Annotated in this window: 17 protein-coding genes and 1 tRNA gene; 17 read left to right on the forward strand and 1 reads right to left on the reverse strand. The window is 69.7% G+C overall.

Translation table 11 applies throughout. The features are described from left to right. Window positions 1-470: 470 nt before the first annotated feature. Window positions 471-542: transfer RNA gene (locus ACFYW8_RS37010), tRNA-Arg, on the reverse strand. A gap of 237 nt (window positions 543-779) precedes the next feature. Here ACFYW8_RS37010 and ACFYW8_RS37015 point away from each other — a divergent pair. The 17 genes from ACFYW8_RS37015 (at window position 780) to ACFYW8_RS37095 (ending at window position 21,638) form a co-directional block, all read left to right on the forward strand. Next, window positions 780-1,280: a response regulator gene (locus ACFYW8_RS37015; protein WP_365879455.1), complete on the forward strand. Its 501-nt coding sequence runs from the start codon at window positions 780-782 to the stop codon at window positions 1,278-1,280. Between the two features lie 237 nt (window positions 1,281-1,517). Further along, a complete protein-coding gene (gene nrtL, locus ACFYW8_RS37020; RefSeq protein ID WP_389089184.1) occupies window positions 1,518-2,720 on the forward strand; it encodes an ArgS-related anticodon-binding protein NrtL in 1,203 nt (400 codons plus the stop codon). A gap of 45 nt (window positions 2,721-2,765) precedes the next feature. After that, window positions 2,766-4,157 carry a diaminopimelate decarboxylase gene (lysA, locus tag ACFYW8_RS37025; RefSeq protein WP_389089186.1) on the forward strand — a complete coding sequence of 464 codons (1,392 nt, stop codon included), beginning with the start codon at window positions 2,766-2,768 and terminating at the stop codon, window positions 4,155-4,157. A gap of 182 nt (window positions 4,158-4,339) precedes the next feature. Continuing rightward, on the forward strand, window positions 4,340-5,632 hold the full coding sequence (locus ACFYW8_RS37030; RefSeq protein ID WP_365879461.1) for a homoserine dehydrogenase: 1,293 nt from the start codon (window positions 4,340-4,342) through the stop codon (window positions 5,630-5,632). A 6-nt stretch (window positions 5,633-5,638) separates the two neighbouring features. Continuing rightward, window positions 5,639-6,697, forward strand: coding sequence for a threonine synthase (gene thrC, locus ACFYW8_RS37035; protein ID WP_389089191.1), 1,059 nt, complete (start codon window positions 5,639-5,641; stop codon window positions 6,695-6,697). A 647-nt stretch (window positions 6,698-7,344) separates the two neighbouring features. Next, window positions 7,345-8,274, forward strand: coding sequence for a homoserine kinase (thrB, locus tag ACFYW8_RS37040; protein ID WP_365879465.1), 930 nt, complete (start codon window positions 7,345-7,347; stop codon window positions 8,272-8,274). Between the two features lie 388 nt (window positions 8,275-8,662). After that, a complete protein-coding gene (rho, locus tag ACFYW8_RS37045) occupies window positions 8,663-10,708 on the forward strand; it encodes a transcription termination factor Rho (protein ID WP_389089195.1) in 2,046 nt (681 codons plus the stop codon). A gap of 202 nt (window positions 10,709-10,910) precedes the next feature. Next, complete coding sequence (locus ACFYW8_RS37050) at window positions 10,911-12,752, forward strand: trypsin-like serine protease (protein WP_389089198.1); 1,842 nt, start codon at window positions 10,911-10,913, stop codon at window positions 12,750-12,752. A gap of 209 nt (window positions 12,753-12,961) precedes the next feature. Then, window positions 12,962-14,098, forward strand: a complete 1,137-nt coding sequence (locus ACFYW8_RS37055; protein WP_389089203.1) for an LCP family protein — start codon at window positions 12,962-12,964, stop codon at window positions 14,096-14,098. 172 nt (window positions 14,099-14,270) lie between these two features. Then, entirely contained in the window at window positions 14,271-14,492 is a 222-nt protein-coding gene (gene rpmE / locus ACFYW8_RS37060) for a 50S ribosomal protein L31 (RefSeq protein WP_100595864.1), read from the forward strand. Window positions 14,493-14,662: 170 nt separating this feature from the next. After that, a complete protein-coding gene (gene prfA, locus ACFYW8_RS37065) occupies window positions 14,663-15,739 on the forward strand; it encodes a peptide chain release factor 1 (RefSeq protein WP_365879473.1) in 1,077 nt (358 codons plus the stop codon). Window positions 15,740-15,775: 36 nt separating this feature from the next. Then, window positions 15,776-16,621, forward strand: a complete 846-nt coding sequence (gene prmC, locus ACFYW8_RS37070; protein WP_389089209.1) for a peptide chain release factor N(5)-glutamine methyltransferase — start codon at window positions 15,776-15,778, stop codon at window positions 16,619-16,621. 131 nt (window positions 16,622-16,752) lie between these two features. After that, complete coding sequence (locus ACFYW8_RS37075) at window positions 16,753-17,400, forward strand: L-threonylcarbamoyladenylate synthase (RefSeq protein ID WP_103550972.1); 648 nt, start codon at window positions 16,753-16,755, stop codon at window positions 17,398-17,400. Window positions 17,401-17,452: 52 nt separating this feature from the next. Next, the gene (locus ACFYW8_RS37080; protein WP_365879477.1) at window positions 17,453-18,100 is read left to right on the forward strand and encodes a protein-tyrosine-phosphatase; all 648 of its coding nucleotides are present in this window, start codon (window positions 17,453-17,455) and stop codon (window positions 18,098-18,100) included. A gap of 70 nt (window positions 18,101-18,170) precedes the next feature. Next, window positions 18,171-19,409, forward strand: a complete 1,239-nt coding sequence (glyA, locus tag ACFYW8_RS37085; protein ID WP_389089215.1) for a serine hydroxymethyltransferase — start codon at window positions 18,171-18,173, stop codon at window positions 19,407-19,409. A gap of 129 nt (window positions 19,410-19,538) precedes the next feature. Then, the gene (locus ACFYW8_RS37090; protein WP_389089219.1) at window positions 19,539-20,906 is read left to right on the forward strand and encodes an MraY family glycosyltransferase; all 1,368 of its coding nucleotides are present in this window, start codon (window positions 19,539-19,541) and stop codon (window positions 20,904-20,906) included. Between the two features lie 294 nt (window positions 20,907-21,200). Next, complete coding sequence (locus ACFYW8_RS37095; protein ID WP_389089223.1) at window positions 21,201-21,638, forward strand: hypothetical protein; 438 nt, start codon at window positions 21,201-21,203, stop codon at window positions 21,636-21,638. Window positions 21,639-21,803: the final 165 nt, after the last annotated feature.

Genomic DNA, 21,803 nt, shown 5'->3' on the forward strand with positions numbered 1-21,803 from the left:
GGTCAAGGCGAGCTTGCTCTCCAACGTCTCGGCCGCCACCTCGGAAGACAGCGCGGGAGGAAGGGTGAGGCAGCGAGAGGCCCGGTTGGGACCGCACTGAACGACGATGCCGGTGGGTGCATCGGGCAGTGGTGCCCGAAGATCAGTGCGCGGGCTGTGTCGGGTAGTCCGTTGCTCGGGCTGGCCTGGTCTGTGTCTGCTCGACGCTTCAGACGTCTCGGACCTTTGGCTGCGGCTGACGGTACTGCGAGATGAGAACGCCGCGACGAATGGCCGGACGCCGGGTAACGGTTCCTGCCATGCGGGGACTGACCTGGGCAGACGCTCCAAGATCCTGTCCACGAATAGTCCATAGCCCGCGTCCTAGGGCCGCTCGGCGCTGCATACGCCTGCGCATGACCGTAGATACGCGAAGACCCCGGCCTCAGCGTTTCCGCTGGTGACGGGGTCTTTGGGCACCTCATAAGGGGTGCCCCCGGCAGGATTCGAACCTGCGCACACGGCTCCGGAGGCCGTTGCTCTATCCCCTGAGCTACGGGGGCGTGTCGGGCGCGTTGTGCGGCGACGGGTAGAACCCTACCAGCTCATTCAGGGGTGATCGCCACGTGTTTTGGTCGGGGGTGGGTGGTGTTGCGGGGAGTGCGGGAGGAGTGGAGAAGGAGTAGGGGAGGAGTAGGGGAGTGCCGGGTGGGTGGGGTGCGCCCGTGGTGGGTGGAGTGGTTCGCCCGCGGTGGTGGGTGGAGTGGTTCGCGCGGGGTGGGTGGAGTGGTCCGCACGGGGTGGAAGTGGGGAAAACCCGGACGCGGCGGTGGGCGCGGACCTACTCTCGAGTTGTGCCAGGCGTGTCCGGTCGGGTGCTTGTTGTGGACGACAACAAGGTCATCCGGCAGCTGATCAGGGTCAACCTCGAGCTGGAGGGTCTCGAGGTCGTGACCGCGGCTGACGGTGCCGAGTGTCTGGACGTCGTCCACCAGGTTCGGCCCGATGTCGTCACCCTCGACGTCGTGATGCCTCGGCTCGACGGCCTGCGCACCGCTGCTCGGCTGCGCGCCGATCCCCGGACCCGGAACCTGCCCCTCGCCATTGTCAGCGCCTGTACGCGGTACGAGGTCGAGAGCGGGCTCGACGTCGGAGTCGACGCCTTTCTCGCCAAGCCCTTCGAGCCATCCGAACTCGTCCGCCTTGTCCGGCAGTTGATGGAGCGGCGTGATCTGGACGGCGGTGTCGCCCCGGGCGGAGTCGTCGACGAGACGGAGCGGGCGGGGCGCACCGGCCACTGAGCCGTATCCGGTGTGCCGACGTGCCGGCGTGCCGGTCGTTGTACGTCGCGGCGTCCGCCCTGGCCTGATGGGCGGGTGGTGGGTGGGTAGGTGGCAGGGGCGGCCGGTCGGAGCCCCCCCAGTCCCCCAGCCTCCCCCTCCAGCGCGCCCAGCACGCCACCGATCCCCCGTCCACATCCCGGACCATCGCCTAAACGGACTCGCCTTCCCACCCCCCTCCTCCCCTAGGCTTGTCCCGTGACTCCCGTCGAGCTCTCCCGTACCGTGCTGCGCGCGGTGCGTCGTGCTGTCGCCGTGGGGGAACTGAGCGTCTCCGTGCCCGCGAGTGTGGTGGTCACCCCGCCGGGGCCGGGCGGGTGCGGTGACTACGCGACGAACATCGCGTTGCGGCTGGCCGGTCCGGCCGGGCGGCCGGCGCGGGAGGTCGCCGAGATCCTGCGGCCGCACATCGCGGACGCCGCCGGTGTCGCCGATGTGACCGTCACCGGGCCGGGATTCCTCAACATCACCCTCGGGGGCGGAGCGTTCGCCGCGCTGGTGGAGGAGGTTCTGGAGCGGGGGGCACGGTACGGGTACGGCGACTCCCTCGCCGGGCAGGTCGTCGAGCTGCGCGTGCCCCACGACACCCGGGCCGAAATCGTCGCCGACACCCTCGTACGGATCGTCGCCACCCAGGGCGGACGCGCCGACGTCCGCCACGCGGAGCCCGTGAACCTGCGGCCTGTGCCCGTGCCGGGGTCCGAGGATCCCGCCGCCCTCGGGCCCGACGCCTCCCGCTGGGCACTGCTTCACCCCGCGTCCCACGACCGGCCCCGGATCAGCGCCGACCACCTGGTTCAGCGTGAGAGCAACCCTCTCTTCCGCGTCCGTTACGCCCACGCCCGCACCCGGGCCCTGTGCCGTAACGCCGCCGCATTCGGCTGCCCAGTCGCCCCCCGAGGCGTACGCCCTGCGAACGGTTCCGGCGTCCTCACCGACGCCGTCCCCCACGAAGGTGGCTCCTCGCCCACGCCCACCCCTTCGGCGGAGGACTCGCCCGCCCTCCGTGACACCGGCGGACTCACCCCTACCGGTCGTACGGACGCCCCCGCACCTCCCCATCAGGCCACTGAGACCCATCAGACCCGTCAGGCTCCTGAGAACCGTCAGGCCGCTCAGAACCGTCAGGCTCCTCAGGACGAAGCCGATCTCCTGGCCGCCCTGGCCGACTATCCGCACGCCCTGTACGTCGCCGCGCGGCACCGGGCGCCCGATCGGCTGGCGCGGCATCTCGTGGTGACCGCCGACGCCCTTCTCGGTTTCCAGCACGTCGTGCTGCCGCTCGGCGACGAGAAACCCTCGGCCGCCCACCGCGCCCGGCTCGCGCTCGCCGAAGCCGCCGGGACGGTGCTGGCCGGCGGCCTGTCCCTGCTCGGCATCAGCGCACCCGAATACCTCTGACCAGCAGATGACCCAGTAGAAGACACAGCAGAAAGCTCTACAGACATGAGTCGTTCCGCACACCCCGCCGGGCCCCGCCACGCCGATGTCTTCACCGAGGGCCACTACAGCGCCCCGCCGGCCGACCTCAACGCCCTCGACCCGAAGGTGTGGTCGCACACCGTCAGCCGTACGGACGACGGTGTCGTGCGCGTCGGCGGGCTCGAAGTCACCGCGCTGGCCGAGGAGTTCGGCACGCCCGCGTACTTCCTCGACGAGGCCGACTTCCGGGAGCGGGCGCGCGCCTGGCGCACCGCGTTCGGGCACGACGCCGATGTCTTCTACGCGGGCAAGGCCTTCCTGTCGCGCGCCGTCGTGCGCTGGCTGTACGAGGAGGGGCTCAACCTGGACGTGTGTTCCGGGGGTGAGCTGGCGACCGCCCTCTCCGCCGGGATGCCCGCGGACCGCATCGCCTTCCACGGCAACAACAAGTCCGGGGACGAGATCCGTACGGCCGTCGAGGCCGGGGTCGGGCGGATCGTGCTCGACTCCTTCCAGGAGATCGTGCGGGTCGCCCACATCGCGCAGTCCCTGGGCAAGCGGCAGCGGGTGCAGATCCGGGTGACGGTGGGCGTCGAAGCGCACACGCACGAGTTCATCGCGACGGCGCACGAGGACCAGAAGTTCGGCATCGCGCTCGCCGACGGCCAGGCCGCCGAGGCCGTACGGCGGGCGCTCGCGCTCGACGCGCTCGAACTCGTCGGGATCCACTCGCACATCGGGTCCCAGATCTTCGACATGGCCGGCTTCGAGGTCGCCGCCCGGCGCGTGGTCGCGCTGCTGGCCGCCGTCAGGGACGAGCACGGCGTCGAGCTTCCCGAGATCGACCTCGGCGGGGGGCTCGGCATCGCGTACACCAGCGACGACGACCCCCGCGAGCCGCACGAGATCGCCAAGGCGCTGGGCGAGATCGTCACGAGGGAGTGCGAGGCCGCCAGGCTGCGCACGCCGCGGATCTCCGTCGAGCCCGGGCGGGCCATCGTCGGGCCGACCGCCTTCACGCTGTACGAGGTCGGCACCATCAAGCCGCTCGACGGGCTGCGGACGTACGTCTCGGTGGACGGCGGCATGTCGGACAACATCCGGACCGCGCTGTACGACGCCGAGTACAGCGTCGCCCTCGTCTCGCGCACCTCCGACGCCGAGCCGATGCTCGTGCGCGTCGTCGGCAAGCACTGCGAGAGCGGGGACATCGTGGTCAAGGACGCGTTCCTGCCGGCCGATCTGGCGCCGGGAGACCTGATCGCGGTTCCGGCCACCGGCGCGTACTGCCGGTCCATGGCCAGCAACTACAACCACGCGCTGCGCCCGCCGGTCGTCGCGGTGAAGGACGGCGCGGCACGAGTGATCGTCCGCCGCGAGACGGAGGAGGACCTCCTGCGTCTCGATGTCGGGTGACGTCAGGTGACAGGGGGTGACTTCAGGTGATCGGATGTACAGGTGTGGACGGGCGGAAGATCTCCTGTCGTCACGTGGCAGAAAAATGAAATGGACGTCTCACGATCCGGACGAAGGGTAGAAACTCCCGTCCGGTGAGTGAGACTGGTCCAACCGAAGACGGTATGAGGAAACGAGGTCGGATGATGCGTACGCGTCCGCTGAAGGTGGCGCTGCTGGGCTGCGGGGTTGTCGGCTCAGAGGTGGCGCGCATCATGACGACGCACGCCGACGATCTCGCGGCCAGGATCGGCGCGCCCGTCGAGCTCGCGGGCGTGGCCGTCCGCCGGCCCTCCCGGGTGCGCGAGGGCATCGACCCGGCCCTGGTCACCACCGACGCCACCGCCCTCGTCAAACGCGGGGACATCGACGTCGTCGTCGAGGTCATCGGCGGCATCGAGCCCGCCCGTACGCTGATCACCACCGCGTTCGAGCACGGCGCCTCCGTCGTCTCCGCGAACAAGGCGCTGCTCGCCCAGGACGGTGCCGCCCTGCACGCGGCGGCCGAGGAGCACGGCAGGGACCTCTATTACGAGGCCGCCGTCGCCGGCGCCATCCCGCTGATCCGGCCGCTGCGCGAGTCCCTCGCCGGCGACAAGATCAACCGGGTGATGGGGATCGTCAACGGGACCACCAACTTCATCCTCGACAAGATGGACTCCACGGGCGCGGGCTACCAGGAGGCCCTCGACGAGGCCACGGCGCTCGGGTACGCCGAGGCCGACCCCACCGCCGACGTCGAGGCGTTCGACGCGGCCGCCAAGGCCGCCATCCTCGCCGGGATCGCCTTCCACACGCGCGTGCGCCTCGACGACGTCTACCGCGAGGGCATGACCGAGGTCACCGCCTCCGACTTCGCCTCGGCGCGGGGGATGGGCTGCACCATCAAGCTGCTCGCCATCTGTGAGCGGGCCGCCGACGGGGGCTCGGTGACGGCGCGCGTCCATCCGGCGATGATTCCGCTGACCCACCCGCTCGCTTCCGTGCGCGGCGCGTACAACGCCGTGTTCGTCGAGTCGGACGCCGCCGGTCAGCTGATGTTCTACGGGCCGGGCGCCGGCGGCGCGCCGACCGCCTCCGCCGTCCTCGGCGACCTGGTGGCCGTCTGCCGCAACAAGCTCGGCGGTGCCACCGGCCCCGGCGACTCCGCGTACACCCAGCTGCCCGTCTCACCCATGGGCGAGGTCGTCACGCGCTACCACATCAGCCTCGACGTGGCCGACAAACCTGGTGTCCTCGCGCAGGTCGCCACCGTCTTCGCCGAGCACGGAGTGTCCATCGACACCGTGCGTCAGTCGGGCAAGGACGGCGAGGCCTCCCTCGTCGTCGTCACCCATCGTGCGTCCGACGCGTCCCTCGCCGGGACCGTCGAGGCGTTGCGCAGCCTCGACACCGTGCGGGGTGTCGCCAGCATCATGCGGGTTGAAGGAGAGTAACCAGCAATGACCCACCAGTGGCGCGGAATCATCGAGGAGTACCGGGACCGGCTTCCGGTGTCCGCCAGCACGCCGGTCGTGTCGCTCCGCGAGGGCGGCACGCCGCTCGTACCCGCGCAGGTGCTCTCCGAGCGCACGGGCTGCGAGGTCCACCTCAAGGTGGAGGGCGCCAACCCGACCGGTTCCTTCAAGGACCGCGGTATGACCATGGCCATCACGCGGGCGAAGGAGGAGGGCGCGAAGGCCGTCATCTGCGCCTCCACCGGCAACACGTCGGCGAGTGCAGCCGCCTACGCCGTACGCGCCGGGATGGTCTGCGCCGTCCTCGTGCCGCAGGGCAAGATCGCGCTCGGCAAGATGGGGCAGGCCCTCATCCACGGCGCCAAGATCCTCCAGGTCGACGGCAACTTCGACGACTGTCTGACGCTGGCGCGCTCGCTGTCCGACAACTACCCGGTGGCGCTGGTCAATTCGGTGAACCCGGTGCGTATCGAGGGCCAGAAGACCGCCGCGTTCGAGATCGTGGACATGCTGGGCGACGCCCCCGACATCCATGTCCTTCCGGTGGGCAACGCGGGCAACATCACCGCGTACTGGAAGGGGTACACGGAGTACGCCGCCGACGGCATCGCCCGGCAGACCCCGCGCATGTGGGGGTTCCAGGCGTCCGGTTCCGCGCCGATCGTGCGCGGCGAGATCGTCAAGGACCCGTCGACCATCGCCACCGCGATCCGTATCGGCAACCCGGCCTCGTGGAAGTTCGCGCTGGCCGCGCGGGACGAGTCGGGCGGCCTCATCGACGAGGTGACGGACCGTGAGATCCTGCGCGCCTACCGGCTGTTGGCCGCCCAGGAGGGCGTCTTCGTCGAGCCCGCGTCCGCCGCGTCCGTCGCCGGTCTGCTGAAGGCCGCCGAGCAGGGCAAGGTCGACCCGGGGCAGCGCATCGTCTGCACGGTCACCGGGAACGGTCTCAAGGACCCCGACTGGGCCGTCGCGGGCGCCCCGCAGCCGGTCACGGTCCCGGTGGACGCGGCGACTGCGGCGGAGCGGCTCGGTCTGGCGTAGGCCGAGACCTGGTCCGGCGTCGGCCCAGGCCCGGTCCGGCCTGAATCCAAGCCTGGTCCGGCCTGAATCCAAGCCTGGTCCGGCCTGAATCCAAGCCTGGATTGGCGTGAATCCAATCCTGGTTCGGTGTGAGGCCGGGACCGATCTGGCGCACATCCAGGTCCGGTCCGACGTGGAACCGGGTCCGGTCCGACGTAGAACAGGGTCCGGTCCGACGTGGATCCGGACCCTGTATGGCGTAAACCCGCCAGGCGTGAATCCGCCAGGCGGGGTCGGTCGGCCCCGCCCGACCCGGCGCAACCCGTCGAACAGGACGGAACGCGTCATGGGCGGGCGGGAAACCGTCAGAAAGCCGCCGGAAACCGTCCGCTTGAGGGGGTCATCCCCACAACGACCCGACGGGGGGTGCACGAGGGGCTTACGACACGCATCGTGCGCCTCCTGTGCGCCCTATGTCGCCACTGAACCTTCCTTCGATAGGCTGTACCGAACCCGCCCGCCGCATATGCCGCGGTGCCGCGCGGTCTTCGCGGACTCCGGGTCCTGGTGCCCGTCCGTTGCAGTTCTCCCACAGTGCATTCCGCAGTTCATTTCGCAGTTCTTCGAAAATCTCGTAGATCACGCAGCTCAAGGAGAGTCATCGAGCGATGGCCGGTCCAGCGTTCCGCGCCGCCGCCGTCCGGGTGCGCGTCCCCGCCACCAGCGCCAACCTCGGCCCGGGTTTCGACGCCTTCGGGCTGTCACTGGGGCTGTACGACGACGTGGTCGTCCGGGTGGCCGACTCCGGGCTGCACATCGACATCGCGGGTGAGGGCAGCGAGACGCTGCCGCGCGACGAGAACCATCTCCTCGTACGTTCCCTGCGCACCGCCTTCGACCTGCTGGGCGGACAGCCGCGCGGCCTTGAGATCGTCTGCGCCAACCGGATCCCGCACGGCCGGGGTCTCGGCTCCTCGTCGGCCGCCATCTGCGCCGGCATCGTCGCCGCCCGCGCGGTGACGATAGGCGGGGAAAGCAGGCTCGACGACGCCGCGCTCCTTGAGCTCGCGACCGAGATCGAGGGACACCCCGACAACGTCGCGGCCTGTCTGCTCGGCGGGTTCACGCTCTCCTGGATGGAGTCCGGCGCCGCGCGGGCGATCAGGATGGAGCCCGCCGATTCAGTCGTTCCGGTGGTCTTCGTGCCCGGAAAGCCCGTGCTCACCGAGACCGCGCGCGGTCTGCTGCCGCGTACCGTTCCGCATGTCGACGCCGCCGCCAACGCGGGTCGCGCCGCACTGCTCGTCGAGGCACTGACCCGGCGCCCCGAGCTGCTGCTGCCCGCGACCGAGGACCGGCTGCACCAGGATTACCGCGCCCCGGCGATGCCCGAGAGCACCGCGCTCGTGGAGCGCCTGCGCGCCGACGGCGTCCCGGCGGTGATCTCCGGCGCGGGACCCACGGTCCTCGCGCTGGCGGACCGCGCGACGGCCGACAAGGTGGCCGATCTCGCAGGTCAGGGCTGGGCCGCCAACCGTCTGGACCTCGACGCCCAGGGGGCGTGCGTGTTGCCGCTCGCACCTGTCGGGGTCAATTGACGACGCACGGTCGCCGGATTTGGAGAGGGGGAATGTTTGTTGGATCCGGTAGTGTTAACCTCAAGTCTGCACCCGACCCCACCATGGCGAGGTGCTTCGCGTCCCCGTCCGGGACACCCATTCTTCCGGGAGCCTCCCAAACTGCTACGTGCCTTGCATTGGGTGCTATGCGCTGAGCAGTGCTGAGCACGCTCCGGAACCGGCGTGACCGAGCCGATGACACCGAACCTCAGTGCCACGGCTCCGGAATCGTCATCATCAGCAATGTCTTCCGCCGCTTTGGCGGACCACCGCCCCGGCACGGTCCACACAGCAAGGACCAATGCCGGACAGCACAACCGGTCGCCGAGCCAGACAGGCCGACGTCCGCTCCAGGGAAGGACCCTTCGTGAGCGACACCACCGATCTGATGGGCGCACGTGTCGAGGAGACCGCTGCCGCGCCCGCCACGGACGCCTCCGCGCCTGCCACCGGTGCCGGCTCCAGGCGACGCCGCGGTACCGGCCTCGAAGGCATGGTGCTGGCCGAGCTGCAGCAGGTCGCATCCGGCCTCGGAATCAGGGGCACAGCGCGTATGCGCAAGAGCCAGCTGATCGAGGTCATCAAGGAGGCGCAGGCCGGAGGGAGTGCCCCGGCCAAGACGGCGTCCGACGCCGCCGCCGAGACCAAGCCGAAGCGCCGGACCACCTCGAAGTCCCGTACGGGTGACGAGGCCGCGGCACCGGCCGAGGACAAGGCCGAGAAGGTCGCCGCCGACAAGGCCGTGGCCCAGCAGCAGATCGAGATCCCCGGCCAGCCGCTCAGCGACGACGCCCCCGCCGAGCGCCGCCGTCGCCGTGCCACCGCCGAGGCGGGCAGCCCCGAGACGGTCGTCGCCGAGGCGAAGAACGAGCCGAAGGCCGAGACGCAGGGCGACGCCGAGGGCGCCGACGGACGTCGTGAGCGCCGTGACCGCCGTGACCGCGACCGGGGCGGCCGTGACCGCGACCGCCGCCCGGTCAAGGGCGACGAGCAGCAGGGCGGCCAGGGTGCCGGACAGCAGCGCCCGGACCGTCAGGAGCGCCAGGACCGTCCGGACCGTCAGCAGCAGGGCGGCGGCCGTCAGGACCGCCAGCAGCAGCGTGACAGCGGCCCCCGTGACACCGGTCCCCGTGACAACGGCCCGCGCGACAACGGCCCGCAGGACGACGACGACTTCGAGGGCGGCCGCCGCGGCCGGCGCGGCCGTTACCGCGACCGCCGTGGCCGTCGTGGACGCGACGAGATCGCCGAGCCGCAGGTCGCCGACGACGACGTGCTGATCCCCGTCGCGGGCATCCTCGACATCCTCGACAACTACGCGTTCATCCGTACGTCGGGCTACCTGCCGGGTCCCAACGACGTGTACGTCTCCCTCGCCCAGGTCCGCAAGAACGGTCTGCGCAAGGGTGACCACGTCACCGGCGCGGTCCGCCAGCCCAAGGACGGCGAGCGCCGCGAGAAGTTCAACGCGCTCGTGCGCCTGGACTCGACCAACGGCATGGCACCCGACTCCGGGCGCGGACGGCCGGAGTTCAACAAGCTGACGCCGCTGTACCCGCAGGACCGGCTCCGCCTGGAGACCGACCCGGGTGTGCTGACGACCCGGATCATCGACCTCGTCGCGCCGATCGGCAAGGGCCAGCGCGGTCTGATCGTGGCTCCGCCGAAGACCGGCAAGACCATGATCATGCAGGCGATCGCCAACGCGATCACGCACAACAACCCCGAGTGCCACCTGATGGTCGTCCTGGTCGACGAGCGTCCGGAAGAGGTCACCGACATGCAGCGGTCGGTCAAGGGCGAGGTCATCTCCTCGACCTTCGACCGTCCGGCCGAGGACCACACCACGGTCGCCGAGCTCGCCATCGAGCGTGCCAAGCGGCTGGTGGAGCTGGGCCACGACGTCGTCGTGCTGCTCGACTCGATCACGCGTCTGGGCCGTGCGTACAACCTCGCCGCCCCGGCCTCCGGCCGCATCCTGTCCGGTGGTGTCGACTCGACCGCGCTGTACCCGCCGAAGCGCTTCTTCGGTGCCGCGCGCAACATCGAGGACGGCGGCTCGCTGACCATCCTGGCCACCGCGCTCGTCGACACCGGCTCGCGCATGGACGAGGTCATCTTCGAGGAGTTCAAGGGCACCGGCAACGCCGAGCTCAAGCTCGACCGGAAGCTCGCCGACAAGCGTGTCTTCCCGGCGGTGGACGTCGACGCGTCCGGTACCCGTAAGGAAGAGCTCCTGCTCGGCAGCGACGAGCTCGCCATCACCTGGAAGCTGCGTCGCGTGCTCCACGCGCTCGACCAGCAGCAGGCGATCGAGCTGCTGCTCGACAAGATGAAGCAGACGAAGTCGAACGCCGAGTTCCTGCTCCAGATCCAGAAGACCACGCCGTCGCCGGGCAACAACAACGACTGAGGTCTCCGCGACCGAGGTCCGCGAAGACCGAGGTCCGCAGGACAGGAACCACCAGGGCCGCCCCCGTCACGCAGGTGACGGGGGCGGCCCTTTGTGCTGTTCGGGGCGCGTGTACGATCACGCCCTCGATCTTTTGCTGAAACCTTTTGCTGAAACAGATCTGAACTCTTATCTCTGAGGGGGGACTTGAGTGGACACGTCCATGTCTGGGGGCGGTCGGCACAGACGCCGCATACGGATCGCCGTCCCGGTCGCCGCAGCCGGCCTCGCCGCCGCGGTCGCCGGAGCGCTCCTGATGTCGTCGGCGAGCGCCGCGCCCAGCTCGGCGCTGCCCACGCCCAGCGTGCGGCCCACCAACCCCACGCCGTCCCAGGCCGTGCTGGAGGAGCGTGCCGCGGGCGCCCTCGCCGGTGACGACATCGCGGGCCGGGCGACCCGGAGGACGTCCCTGAGTGCCGCGACGACCCCGGTGCACGTCGACCCGAAGATCATCGGTGGCAAGACGACGACCATCGGCACGGCCCCGTGGATGGCCCAGCTCTGGTACTCCGACACCAGGGGCACCGCCAGCACGGCCGACGACCTCGGCTTCTTCTGCGGTGGCTCCGTCGTGTCGCCGACGAAGATCCTCACCGCCGCGCACTGCACCGTGGACGAGAACGGCAAGCCCTACGACTGGCAGGCGCACGGCGTCGTCCTGACCGGCACCTCCCAGCTGCTGAGCAGCGACGCCGATGACAACCTCGACCTGCACGGTGGCAACCTGAGCGCCCCCTTGCGGCAGTGGACCCACCCGTCGTACAACCCGGACAAAGTCGACAACGACATCGCGGTCATCACGCTGGCGAAACCCGTCACCGACAAGCCGATCGGCATGACGTCGTCCGGTGACACCACCTCGTACAAGTCGGGCACCAGCGCGACGCTCTACGGCTGGGGCCGCACCAGCTCCGCCTCGCAGAACATCTCCCAGGCGCTGAAGACCGCCGTGCTGCCGATCAACTCGGACACCACGTGTGCCAACGCCTACGGCAGCTGGTTCATCAAGGGCCACATGGTCTGCGCGGGCAAGCCGGCGACCGGCAGCGACACCGGAACCGTCTCGGCCTGCAACGGCGACTCCGGCGGTCCGCTGGTCGTGACCGACGCGGCCGGCGTGAGCCGCATCGTGGGCGTCGTCTCCTGGGGCGTCGAGAACTGCGTCGCGAAGGGTGCGTACAGCGTCTTCTCGAAGGTCAGCACCTATGTCGGTGCCGCCTACCCGCGTGTCGAGGACACCAACCTGAGCGGCGACCACAAGGCCGACCTGTTCCTGCGCCGCGCCTCCGACGGCACCGGCTACGAGGCGGACTCCAAGGGCACCTCGTTCTCCGCGCGGCTGAACCTCGGCAGTTCCCAGTTCAAGGACCTCAACCTCGTCCTGCAGTCCGACCTGAACCGGGACGGCTACCAGGACTACGTGATCCGCCAGACCGCCACCGGCGATGTCTACTGGCTCCACTGGATGTGGTCGACGCGCGAGTGGGTCAACGACAAGATCTTCAGCGACTGGAAGACCCGCACCCGGATCGTCGCCCCCGGCGACCTCACCGGCGACGGCCTGCCCGACATCCTCTCCGTCGACTCCGGCGGCAAGATGTGGGAGTACCCGGGCACGGGCACCGGCACCTTCCCGAAGCGTGTCTACGTCGGCATGGGCTGGAACCAGTACAACTCCGTTCGCGGACATGGCGACTTCACCGGCGACGGCAAGGCCGACCTGATCGCGCGCAGCAGCACCGGCTCGTACATGTACCTGTACAAGGGCACCGGCAAGACCGGCGCCGGCGCCTTCTCCACCCGCGTCAAGGTGCGCACCTGGCCCGACTACAACGCCTTCGACGCCGTCGGTGACGTGACCGGCGACGGCAAGGCGGACTTCCTGGCCCGCACCCCCGGCGGCACGCTGTACCTGTACCCGGGTACCGGAAAGGCCACCAGCGAGATCTTCGCCACAAGGATCTCGGTGGGTACCGATTTCAAGCAGTTCGACATCTTCGGCTGACCTCGCAGGTGAGCGGGTTTTCCCCGCCCCCGCCGAGCACGCAGTGTGCCCACCGCGTCACGCGGTGGGCACACTGCGTCGTGCAACCCTTTCCCGGGTTTCCCCGTCTGACCGTACGGAGTGACCATGGAGCGGTACGCCTCGTCACGACCAGATGGGCCTGGCCCTGAAAGCAGGGGGTAACCGACCGCGGAGGAACTGAGGAGCGCATGTCTGCCGAGAGCACGCCGGAGCCCGGAATACCGGGGGACCCCGGCAACAGCACCCGACGCGGAGCCAGGGGCCGCCGCCGCAGGACCCGCGGCCCGCGGAGCAAGGCCCTGATCATCACGGCCTGGACCGCGGCGGGGATCGTGGTGCTCGGCGGCACCGGAGCGGGCTACCTGTATCTCAAGCTCAACGGCAATCTCAAGAGCGTCGACATCAACCAGGCGCTCGGCAGTCACCGGCCCGCGAAGGCCGACAACGGTTCCGAGAACATCCTGGTCCTCGGCTCCGACACCCGCTCCGGCACCAACAAGAAGCTGGGCGGCGGCACCGACGACGGCAGCGCCCGTTCCGACACCGCGATGATCGTCCACGTGTACAAGGGCCACAAGAAGGCGAGCGTGGTCTCCATCCCCCGCGACACCCTCGTCGAGCGGCCCGCCTGCACCGACGCCCGGGGCACCGTCCACGGCGCGGCCTCCGCCGCGATGTTCAACTCCGCCTACTCCACCGGCGGCGCCGCCTGCGCGGTGAAGACCGTCGAGTCCATGACCGGCATCCGCATGGACCACTACATCGAAGTCGACTTCAGCGGCTTCCAGAAGCTGGTCGACGACCTCGGCGGCGTCACGGTCACCACGACCAAGGCCATCTCGGACCACGAGAGCCATCTGTACCTGGCGGCCGGATCGCACGACCTCGACGGCCGGCAGGCGCTCGGCCTGGTACGCACCCGGCACGGCGTCGGCGACGGCTCCGACCTCGGCCGCATCCAGCTCCAGCAGGCGTTCATGAAGGCGCTGGTCGACCAGGTCAAGCACATCGGGCTCCTGTCCAACCCGAAAAAGTTGTTCGACCTCGCCGACACTGCGACCAAGACGGTGACCACCGACTCCGACATCGGCAGTGTCAACCGCCTCGGCTCCTTCGTCGGCGGCCTCAAGGGCATCGGCTCGTCCCACATGAACATGGTCACGATGCCGGTCCAGTACGACCGCGCCGACGCCAACCGCGTCCTCGTCGACAAGGCCAGGGCCGAACTGGTCTGGAAGGCGCTGAAGGCCGACCGGCCGATCCCGAGGGCGGCCACCGAGGGAACCGCCACCGGCCAGGCGAAGGGCGTCGTCGGCCCCGGCTGACCTGCGCGCGTACCCCAGGGGAACGGTGCGCGCGTACCCCAGGGGAATAGATCGTCGCGTCCCCCCGTTTTGGGGGATACGGCCAGTGCTGGCAGACTGGTACGTCGGCCCCGGTTCACGCATCCGCATCCAGCGGCGGCGACCCGGTGCCCTCCCGAAACTAGGAGACACCTTGAAGCGCGACATCCACCCCGAGTACGTCGAGACGCAGGTCAGCTGTACCTGTGGCGCGTCGTTCACCACCCGCAGCACGATCTCCAGCGGCACCGTCCGCGCCGAGGTCTGCTCCGAGTGCCACCCGTTCTACACGGGCAAGCAGAAGATCCTCGACACCGGTGGCCGTGTGGCCCGCTTCGAGGCCCGCTTCGGCAAGGCTGCCGCTGCCAACAAGTAGCGAGCCCACAGCGCCGGTCTTCGGAGTCCCCGCACGGGGACGCCGGGACCGGCGCTTTGCGGTCCAGCCCCCTCCCCAGGCTTCTCGACCCGTTCGAGCAGGGGAACCCCACGCCGTACCTACGTCCCCGAGCCCGTCATGGAGCTGGGGACAGTCCATTGGAGCCGGAGATGTTCGAGGCGGTCGAGGAACTGATCGGCGAGCACGCCGATCTGGAGAAGAAGCTCGCTGACCCGTCGGTCCACGCCGACCAGGCCAACGCGCGCAAGCTCAACAAGCGCTACGCCGAGCTGACCCCGATCGTCGCGACGTACCGCTCCTGGAAGCAGACCGGGGACGACATCGGCACGGCGAAGGAGTTCGCCGCCGCCGACCCCGACTTCGCCGCCGAGGTCAAGGACCTGGAGAAGCAGAAGGAGGAGCTCACCGAGAAGCTCCGCCTGCTGCTGGTCCCGCGCGACCCCAGCGACGACAAGGACGTCATCCTGGAGATCAAGGCGGGCGCCGGCGGCGACGAGTCCGCCCTGTTCGCCGGTGACCTGCTGCGCATGTACCTGCGCTACGCCGAGCGCGTCGGCTGGAAGACCGAGCTCATCGACGCCACCGAGTCCGAGCTCGGCGGCTACAAGGACGTCCAGGTCGCCGTGAAGACCAAGGGCGGCCAGGGTGCCACGGAGCCCGGCCAGGGCGTCTGGGCCCGGCTGAAGTACGAGGGCGGCGTGCACCGCGTGCAGCGCGTGCCCTCGACCGAGTCGCAGGGCCGTATCCACACCTCCGCCGCCGGTGTACTGGTCACGCCCGAGGCCGAGGAGGTCGAGGTCGAGATCCTCGCGAACGATCTCCGTATCGACGTCTACCGCTCCTCCGGCCCCGGCGGCCAGTCCGTCAACACGACCGACTCCGCGGTGCGCATCACGCACATTCCCACCGGAGTCGTCGCTTCCTGCCAGAACGAGAAGAGCCAGCTGCAGAACAAGGAGCAGGCGATGCGTATCCTGCGCTCCAGGCTCCTCGCGGCGGCGCAGGAGGAAGCGGAGCGGGAAGCCTCCGACGTCCGCCGCAGCCAGGTCCGCACGGTCGACCGCTCCGAGAAGATCCGTACGTACAACTTCCCGGAGAATCGCATCTCGGACCACCGCGTCGGCTTCAAGGCGTACAACTTGGACCAGGTCCTCGACGGTGAGCTCGACGCCGTCATCCAGGCCTGCGTCGACGCGGACTCGGCAGCCAAGCTCGCCAACGCATAACAGCAAACGACACCAGCTCAGTCCCGGAGGACCAGCGTGAACCTGCTGCTCGCGGAAGTGGCCCAGGCCACCCAGCGGCTGGCCGACGCCGGCGTGCCCTCGCCGCGCAACGACGCGGAGGAGCTCGCCGCCTTCGTGCACGGCGTGAAGCGGGGCGAGCTGCACAGTGTCAAGGACACGGACTTCGACGCCCGCTACTGGGAGGTGACCGCGCGCCGCGAGGCACGCGAGCCGCTCCAGCACATCACCGGGCGCGCCTACTTCCGCTACCTCGAACTCCAGGTGGGTCCTGGCGTGTTCGTCCCGCGCCCGGAGACCGAGTCGGTCGTCGGCTGGGCCATAGACGCCGTCCGCGCGATGGATGTCGTCGAACCGCTCATCGTCGACCTGTGCACGGGCTCGGGCGCCATCGCGCTCGCCCTCGGGCAGGAGGTCCCGCGCTCCCGTGTGCACGCCGTGGAGCTGTCCGAGGACGCCCTCCGGTGGACGCGCAAGAACGTCGAGGGGTCCAGGGTCGACCTGCGCCAGGGAGACGCCCTCGCGGCCTTCCCCGACCTCGACGGCGAGGTGGATCTGGTGATCTCGAACCCTCCGTACATCCCGCTCACCGAATGGGAGTACGTGCAGCCGGAGGCCCGGGACTACGACCCCGAACTGGCCCTCTTCTCGGGCGAGGACGGACTCGACCTCATCCGCGGCATCGAGCGCACCGCGCACCGGCTGCTGCGTCCCGGCGGCGTCGTCGTCGTCGAGCACGCCGACACCCAGGGCGGACAGGTGCCGTGGATCTTCACCGAGGAGCGGGGCTGGGCCGACGCGGCCGACCACCCGGACCTCAACAACCGGCCGCGGTTCGCGACCGCCCGCAAGGCGATGCCGTGAGCACCGCCCACGGGGCCCGGGCACGCGGCGCCGACGTGCGCCCGCGCACGGCGATTCCCCGCACGGCGATTCCCCGCACCGCGTTTCTCCGCACCCCCAGCCAGCAGTACGTGTATGAGGAGGCCCGCTAAATGGCACGGCGATACGACACCAACGACGCGACCGACCGCACCACAGGTCTGCGTGAGGCAGCGTCCGCCGTCCGCCGTGGCGAACTGGTGGTCCTCCCGACGGACACCGTCTACGGCATCGGTGCCGACGCGTTCACCTCGGAGGCCGTCGCCGACCTGCTGGACGCCAAGGGCCGGGGCCGCAACATGCCCACCCCTGTCCTCATCGGCTCCCCGAACACCCTGCACGGCCTCGTCACGGACTTCTCGGAGATGGCCTGGGAGCTCGTCGACGCGTTCTGGCCCGGTGCCCTGACGCTCGTCGCCAAGCACCAGCCGTCCCTCCAGTGGGACCTGGGGGACACCCGGGGCACGGTGGCGATCCGTATGCCGCTGCACCCCGTCGCCATCGAGCTCCTCACCGAGGTCGGCCCGATGGCCGTCTCCTCCGCCAACCTCACGGGCCACCCGGCACCGGAGGACTGCGACGCCGCGCAGGGCATGCTCGGAGACTCCGTCTCGGTCTACCTGGACGGCGGCCCGACCCCGGGCAACGTGCCCTCCTCGATCGTCGACGTGACCGGCAAGGTGCCCGTGCTGCTGCGCGCGGGCGCACTGTCGGCGGAGGAGCTCCGGAAGGTCGTACCCGACCTCGAGGTGGCGAATTGACAGCCCCTGACACCCCCAGGCTCCCGGCTCCGCGCGACCAGGGGGCGCCCCCATGCGTGGCATAGGCACGGGGATCACGGGGACCGGTGGGTCCCCCCAGGGGTCCTTCCGCATCCTCCACGTCAGCACCGGCAATGTGTGCCGCTCGCCGATCACCGAGCGGCTGACCCGGCATGCCCTGGCGGACCGGCTGGGCGACCCCCTGTGGGGCGGCCTCATCGTGGAGAGCGCCGGCACCTGGGGCCACGAGGGCGCGCCCATGGAGGCCAACGCCGCGACCGTCCTCACCGACTTCGGCGCGGACCCCTCCGGTTTCGTCGGGCGCGAGCTCCTCGACGACCACGTCATCCGGGCCGACCTGGTCCTGACGGCCACCCGTGACCACCGCGCCCAGGTGATCTCCATGGGTCACTCGGCGGGCCTGCGCACCTTCACCCTGAAGGAGTTCACCCGTCTGGTCCGCGCCATAGACACCGCGACCCTGCCGCCCCTCCAGGACGGCGTGATCGAGCGCGCCGTCGCCCTGGTGCGGGCCGCCGCGGCGCTGCGCGGCTGGCTGCTGGCGCCGACCGCCGAGGCCGACGAGGTCTACGACCCCTACGGGGCGCCGCTGCCGTTCTTCCGCTCCATCGGGGACGAGATCAACGAGGCCCTGGACCCGGTCGTCACCGCCCTGACGGGGGTACCCGCACGGACGTGACACCGGGCGTCCCACCGGTCCCGGTTCTACATTGGACGTAAGCGTCCCCCGTAGATGTCCGGAGTCCACCATGCCGGTCGCCACCACGCTCGAAGCGGATGTCCTGAGCCGCCAGGACCCCGAGCTCGCCGAGATCCTCATCGGTGAGCTCGACCGGCAGTCGACCACGCTGCAGTTGATCGCGGCCGAGAACTTCACCTCGCCGGCCGTACTGGCCGCGCTCGGCTCGCCGCTGGCGAACAAGTACGCCGAGGGATATCCGGGCGCCCGTCACCACGGCGGCTGCGAGATCGTCGACGTCGCCGAGCGGATCGCCGTCGACCGCGCCAAGGCCCTCTTCGGCGCCGACCACGCCAACGTCCAGTCCCACTCCGGGAGTTCGGCCGTCCTGGCCGCGTACGCCGCCCTGCTGCGCCCCGGTGACACCGTGCTGGCGATGGGCCTGCCCTTCGGCGGTCATCTGACGCACGGGTCGCCCGCGAACTTCTCCGGCCGCTGGTTCGACTTCGTCGGCTACGGCGTCGAGGCGGAGTCGGGACTGATCGACTACGAGCAGGTGCGCGCCCTGGCCCGCGCCCATCGCCCCAAGGCCGTCGTCTGCGGATCGATCTCGTACCCCCGGCACCTCGACTACGCGCTGTTCCGGGAGATCGCCGACGAGGTCGGCGCCTATCTCATCGCGGACGCCGCCCACCCCATCGGGCTCGTCGCGGGCGGCGCGGCGCCCAACCCGGTGCCGTACGCCGATGTCGTGTGCGCCACCACCCACAAGGTGCTCCGCGGGCCGCGAGGCGGCATGATCCTTTGCGGCGGGGAGCTGGCCGAGCGTGTCGACCGGGCCGTCTTCCCGTTCACCCAGGGCGGCGCGCAGATGCACACCATCGCCGCCAAGGCGGTCGCGTTCGGCGAGGCCGCGACCCCCGCCTTCACGGCGTACGCCCATCAGGTGGTCGCCAACGCCCGCGTACTGGCCGAGGGGCTGGCCGCGGAGGGGCTCGCGGTCACCACGGGCGGCACGGACACCCATCTGCTGGTCGCGGATCCGGCGCCGCTCGGCGTCGAGGGGCGCATCGCGCGTGGCCGCCTCGCCGCCGCCGGTATGGTCCTCGACACGTGTGCGCTGCCTCACGGCGACGCCCGTGGCCTGCGGCTCGGCACCGCGGCGCTGACCACCCAGGGGATGGGCGAGCCGGAGATGGCACGGGTCGCCGCACTCTTCGCGGGGGTGCTGCGGGACGAGATCGACGGCCGTACGGCACGGGAGGAAGTGCGGGAATTGACCGGTAGATTTCCGCCTTATCCGGACTGACCGGGGGTACGCGTACCGAGCTGCACAGCCACTCGTGCAACCATCGTCGCTACCCGAAAGTCCTCAACCATATGCGTGCATCGCTAGGGTGTGGGGCTGTGATGGCCAGCGAGACCTGTGGGGAAGCCCGTGCGTGAATACCTGCTGACGCTCTGCATCACGGCCGCGGTGACGTATCTGCTGACAGGGCCGGTACGGAAATTCGCGATCGTGGCCGGAGCCATGCCGGAAATCCGGGCGCGCGACGTGCACCGGGAACCCACGCCGAGGCTCGGCGGCATCGCGATGTTCTTCGGACTGTGCGCCGGCCTGCTGGTCGCCGACCACCTGAGGAACCTCAACGCGGTCTTCTCCAACTCCAACGAACCACGCGCCCTGCTCTCCGGAGCCGCGTTGATCTGGCTGATCGGCGTGCTGGACGACAAGTTCGAGATCGACGCCCTGATCAAGCTGGGCGGCCAGATGATCGCCGCGGGCGTGATGGTCATGCAGGGTCTGACGATCCTGTGGCTGCCGATCCCGGGCGTCGGCCTGGTCGCGCTGACCCAGTGGCAGGGCACGCTGCTGACGGTGGCGCTCGTCGTCATCACGATCAACGCGGTCAACTTCGTGGACGGTCTCGACGGACTGGCCGCTGGCATGGTGTGCATCGCGTCCGCCGCGTTCTTCCTCTACGCCTACCGGATCTGGTACTCGTACGGCATCGAGGCCGCCGCCCCCGCGACGCTGTTCGCGTCGATCCTGATGGGCATGTGCCTGGGCTTCCTGCCGCACAACATGCATCCCGCGCGGATCTTCATGGGTGACTCGGGCTCGATGCTCATCGGTCTCGTGCTGGCCGCCGGCGCCATCTCCATCACCGGGCAGATCGACCCCGACGTGATGAACCTGTTCTCCGGTTCCGAGCGCAACACCGTGCACCAGACGGTGCCGGTGTTCATCCCGCTGCTGCTGCCGCTGACGATCATCGCGATCCCGGCCGCCGACCTGGTGCTCGCCATCGTGCGGCGCACCTGGCGCGGGCAGTCGCCGTTCGCCGCCGACCGGGGCCATCTGCACCACCGCCTCCTGGAGGTCGGCCACTCGCACAGCCGGGCCGTCCTGATCATGTACTTCTGGTCGGCGCTGATCTCCTTCGGCGCCCTCGCGTACTCGGTCAACTCCGGGGCCATGTGGAGTGTGCTCGTCATCGCGGCGCTCAGCGCGGTCGGTCTCGTGCTGCTCCTGCTGCCGCGCTTCACCCCGCGTGCCCCGCGTTGGGCCGAGCACCTCCTGCCGCCGCGCTACCGCCGCCGCAGGGCCGCCGCCGCGGTTGCCGTAGCGGCCGCCGAAGAGGGGTCGCCCGTCACCCACGAGGCGGCCGTGGCAGGCGAGCCGGACGAGGCGCGCGAGCACCGTGCTCCGGCGGCTGCCGGAGTCTCAGGAGTCAACGGAGCGACGGCGATCGGGCCCCGTCCGCGACTCCTGGACCGACGCGAGGCCGAGTCCTCGCGCTGAGTCGAAGGTAAGAATCTGACTAACACGTGACCAAATCGTGGGGTAGCGAAGCATCCCAATACCAGACAAGTCGGCGTCCGGGATGCACAGACGCGCACCTTCACACTCATGTGTGACAGTCGGCACACCAGCCAGGTAAAGACCTCATCAAATAGTTTGTGATACGGTTCACGAGAACCCAGGGCAGAGCCGAAGGACCCAAGTGCCACGGTCCGTTGGCGTGAGGTTCTCTCTCAGCCCGGGACTACGCTCGTCCATGACGACACGCCCCCCTTAGCAAGCGGAGTTGCCGCCATGCCGTCCAATGACGCCCGGATCCTCCTTCAGGCCGCTGTACCCACGGCTGCCGTCGGCGCGATTGCCGCCGTCGTCAGCGGTGTGGTCGCCGGCGGCAAGGGAGCGATCGGGGCGATCGTCGCGACGCTGGTCGTGATTCTCTTCATGGGGATCGGGCTCTACGTTCTGCAGCGCGTTGCCAAATCGCTTCCGCACTTGTTCCAGGCGATGGGTCTCTTGCTCTACACGGCGCAGATTCTTCTGCTGTTCATCTTTGTCGCCGTGTTCAAGAACACTTCGCTGTTCAATCCCAAGTCCTTCGCGCTCACCCTGGTCGTCACCACCCTCGTGTGGATCGGCGCACAGGCGCGTGCCCATATGAAGGCCAAGATCCTCTACGTCGAACCCGACCCCTCGAAGGGCGAAAAGCCCGAAAACAAGGGGCATTCGTCGTGAGGGGTAGGGCCGGGATAAGTGCACGTGGGAGATCCTGCTATCGTCCGGTGCCAACTGCGGCATCGCGGGCGCGGGCATCTGAGCTGACGCCTGCTCAATCGCGAGGCTTGATGCCCCACTGCCGCCCCCACATCCGTAACACCAGTCCAGTGCCGAACCGCGGCT

Source organism: Streptomyces sp. NPDC002742 (assembly GCF_042888885.1).
GTDB lineage: Bacteria > Actinomycetota > Actinomycetes > Streptomycetales > Streptomycetaceae > Streptomyces.

Coding starts and splice junctions, on each gene's coding strand:
- lysA (WP_389089186.1), top strand. CDS start 2,766: ATGAGTCGTTCCGCACACCCCGCCGGGCCCCGCCACGCCGATGTCTTC.
- ACFYW8_RS37030 (WP_365879461.1), top strand. CDS start 4,340: ATGATGCGTACGCGTCCGCTGAAGGTGGCGCTGCTGGGCTGCGGGGTT.
- thrC (WP_389089191.1), top strand. CDS start 5,639: ATGACCCACCAGTGGCGCGGAATCATCGAGGAGTACCGGGACCGGCTT.
- thrB (WP_365879465.1), top strand. CDS start 7,345: ATGGCCGGTCCAGCGTTCCGCGCCGCCGCCGTCCGGGTGCGCGTCCCC.
- ACFYW8_RS37050 (WP_389089198.1), top strand. CDS start 10,911: ATGTCTGGGGGCGGTCGGCACAGACGCCGCATACGGATCGCCGTCCCG.
- ACFYW8_RS37055 (WP_389089203.1), top strand. CDS start 12,962: ATGTCTGCCGAGAGCACGCCGGAGCCCGGAATACCGGGGGACCCCGGC.
- prfA (WP_365879473.1), top strand. CDS start 14,663: ATGTTCGAGGCGGTCGAGGAACTGATCGGCGAGCACGCCGATCTGGAG.
- ACFYW8_RS37075 (WP_103550972.1), top strand. CDS start 16,753: ATGGCACGGCGATACGACACCAACGACGCGACCGACCGCACCACAGGT.
- ACFYW8_RS37080 (WP_365879477.1), top strand. CDS start 17,453: ATGCGTGGCATAGGCACGGGGATCACGGGGACCGGTGGGTCCCCCCAG.
- glyA (WP_389089215.1), top strand. CDS start 18,171: ATGCCGGTCGCCACCACGCTCGAAGCGGATGTCCTGAGCCGCCAGGAC.
- ACFYW8_RS37095 (WP_389089223.1), top strand. CDS start 21,201: ATGCCGTCCAATGACGCCCGGATCCTCCTTCAGGCCGCTGTACCCACG.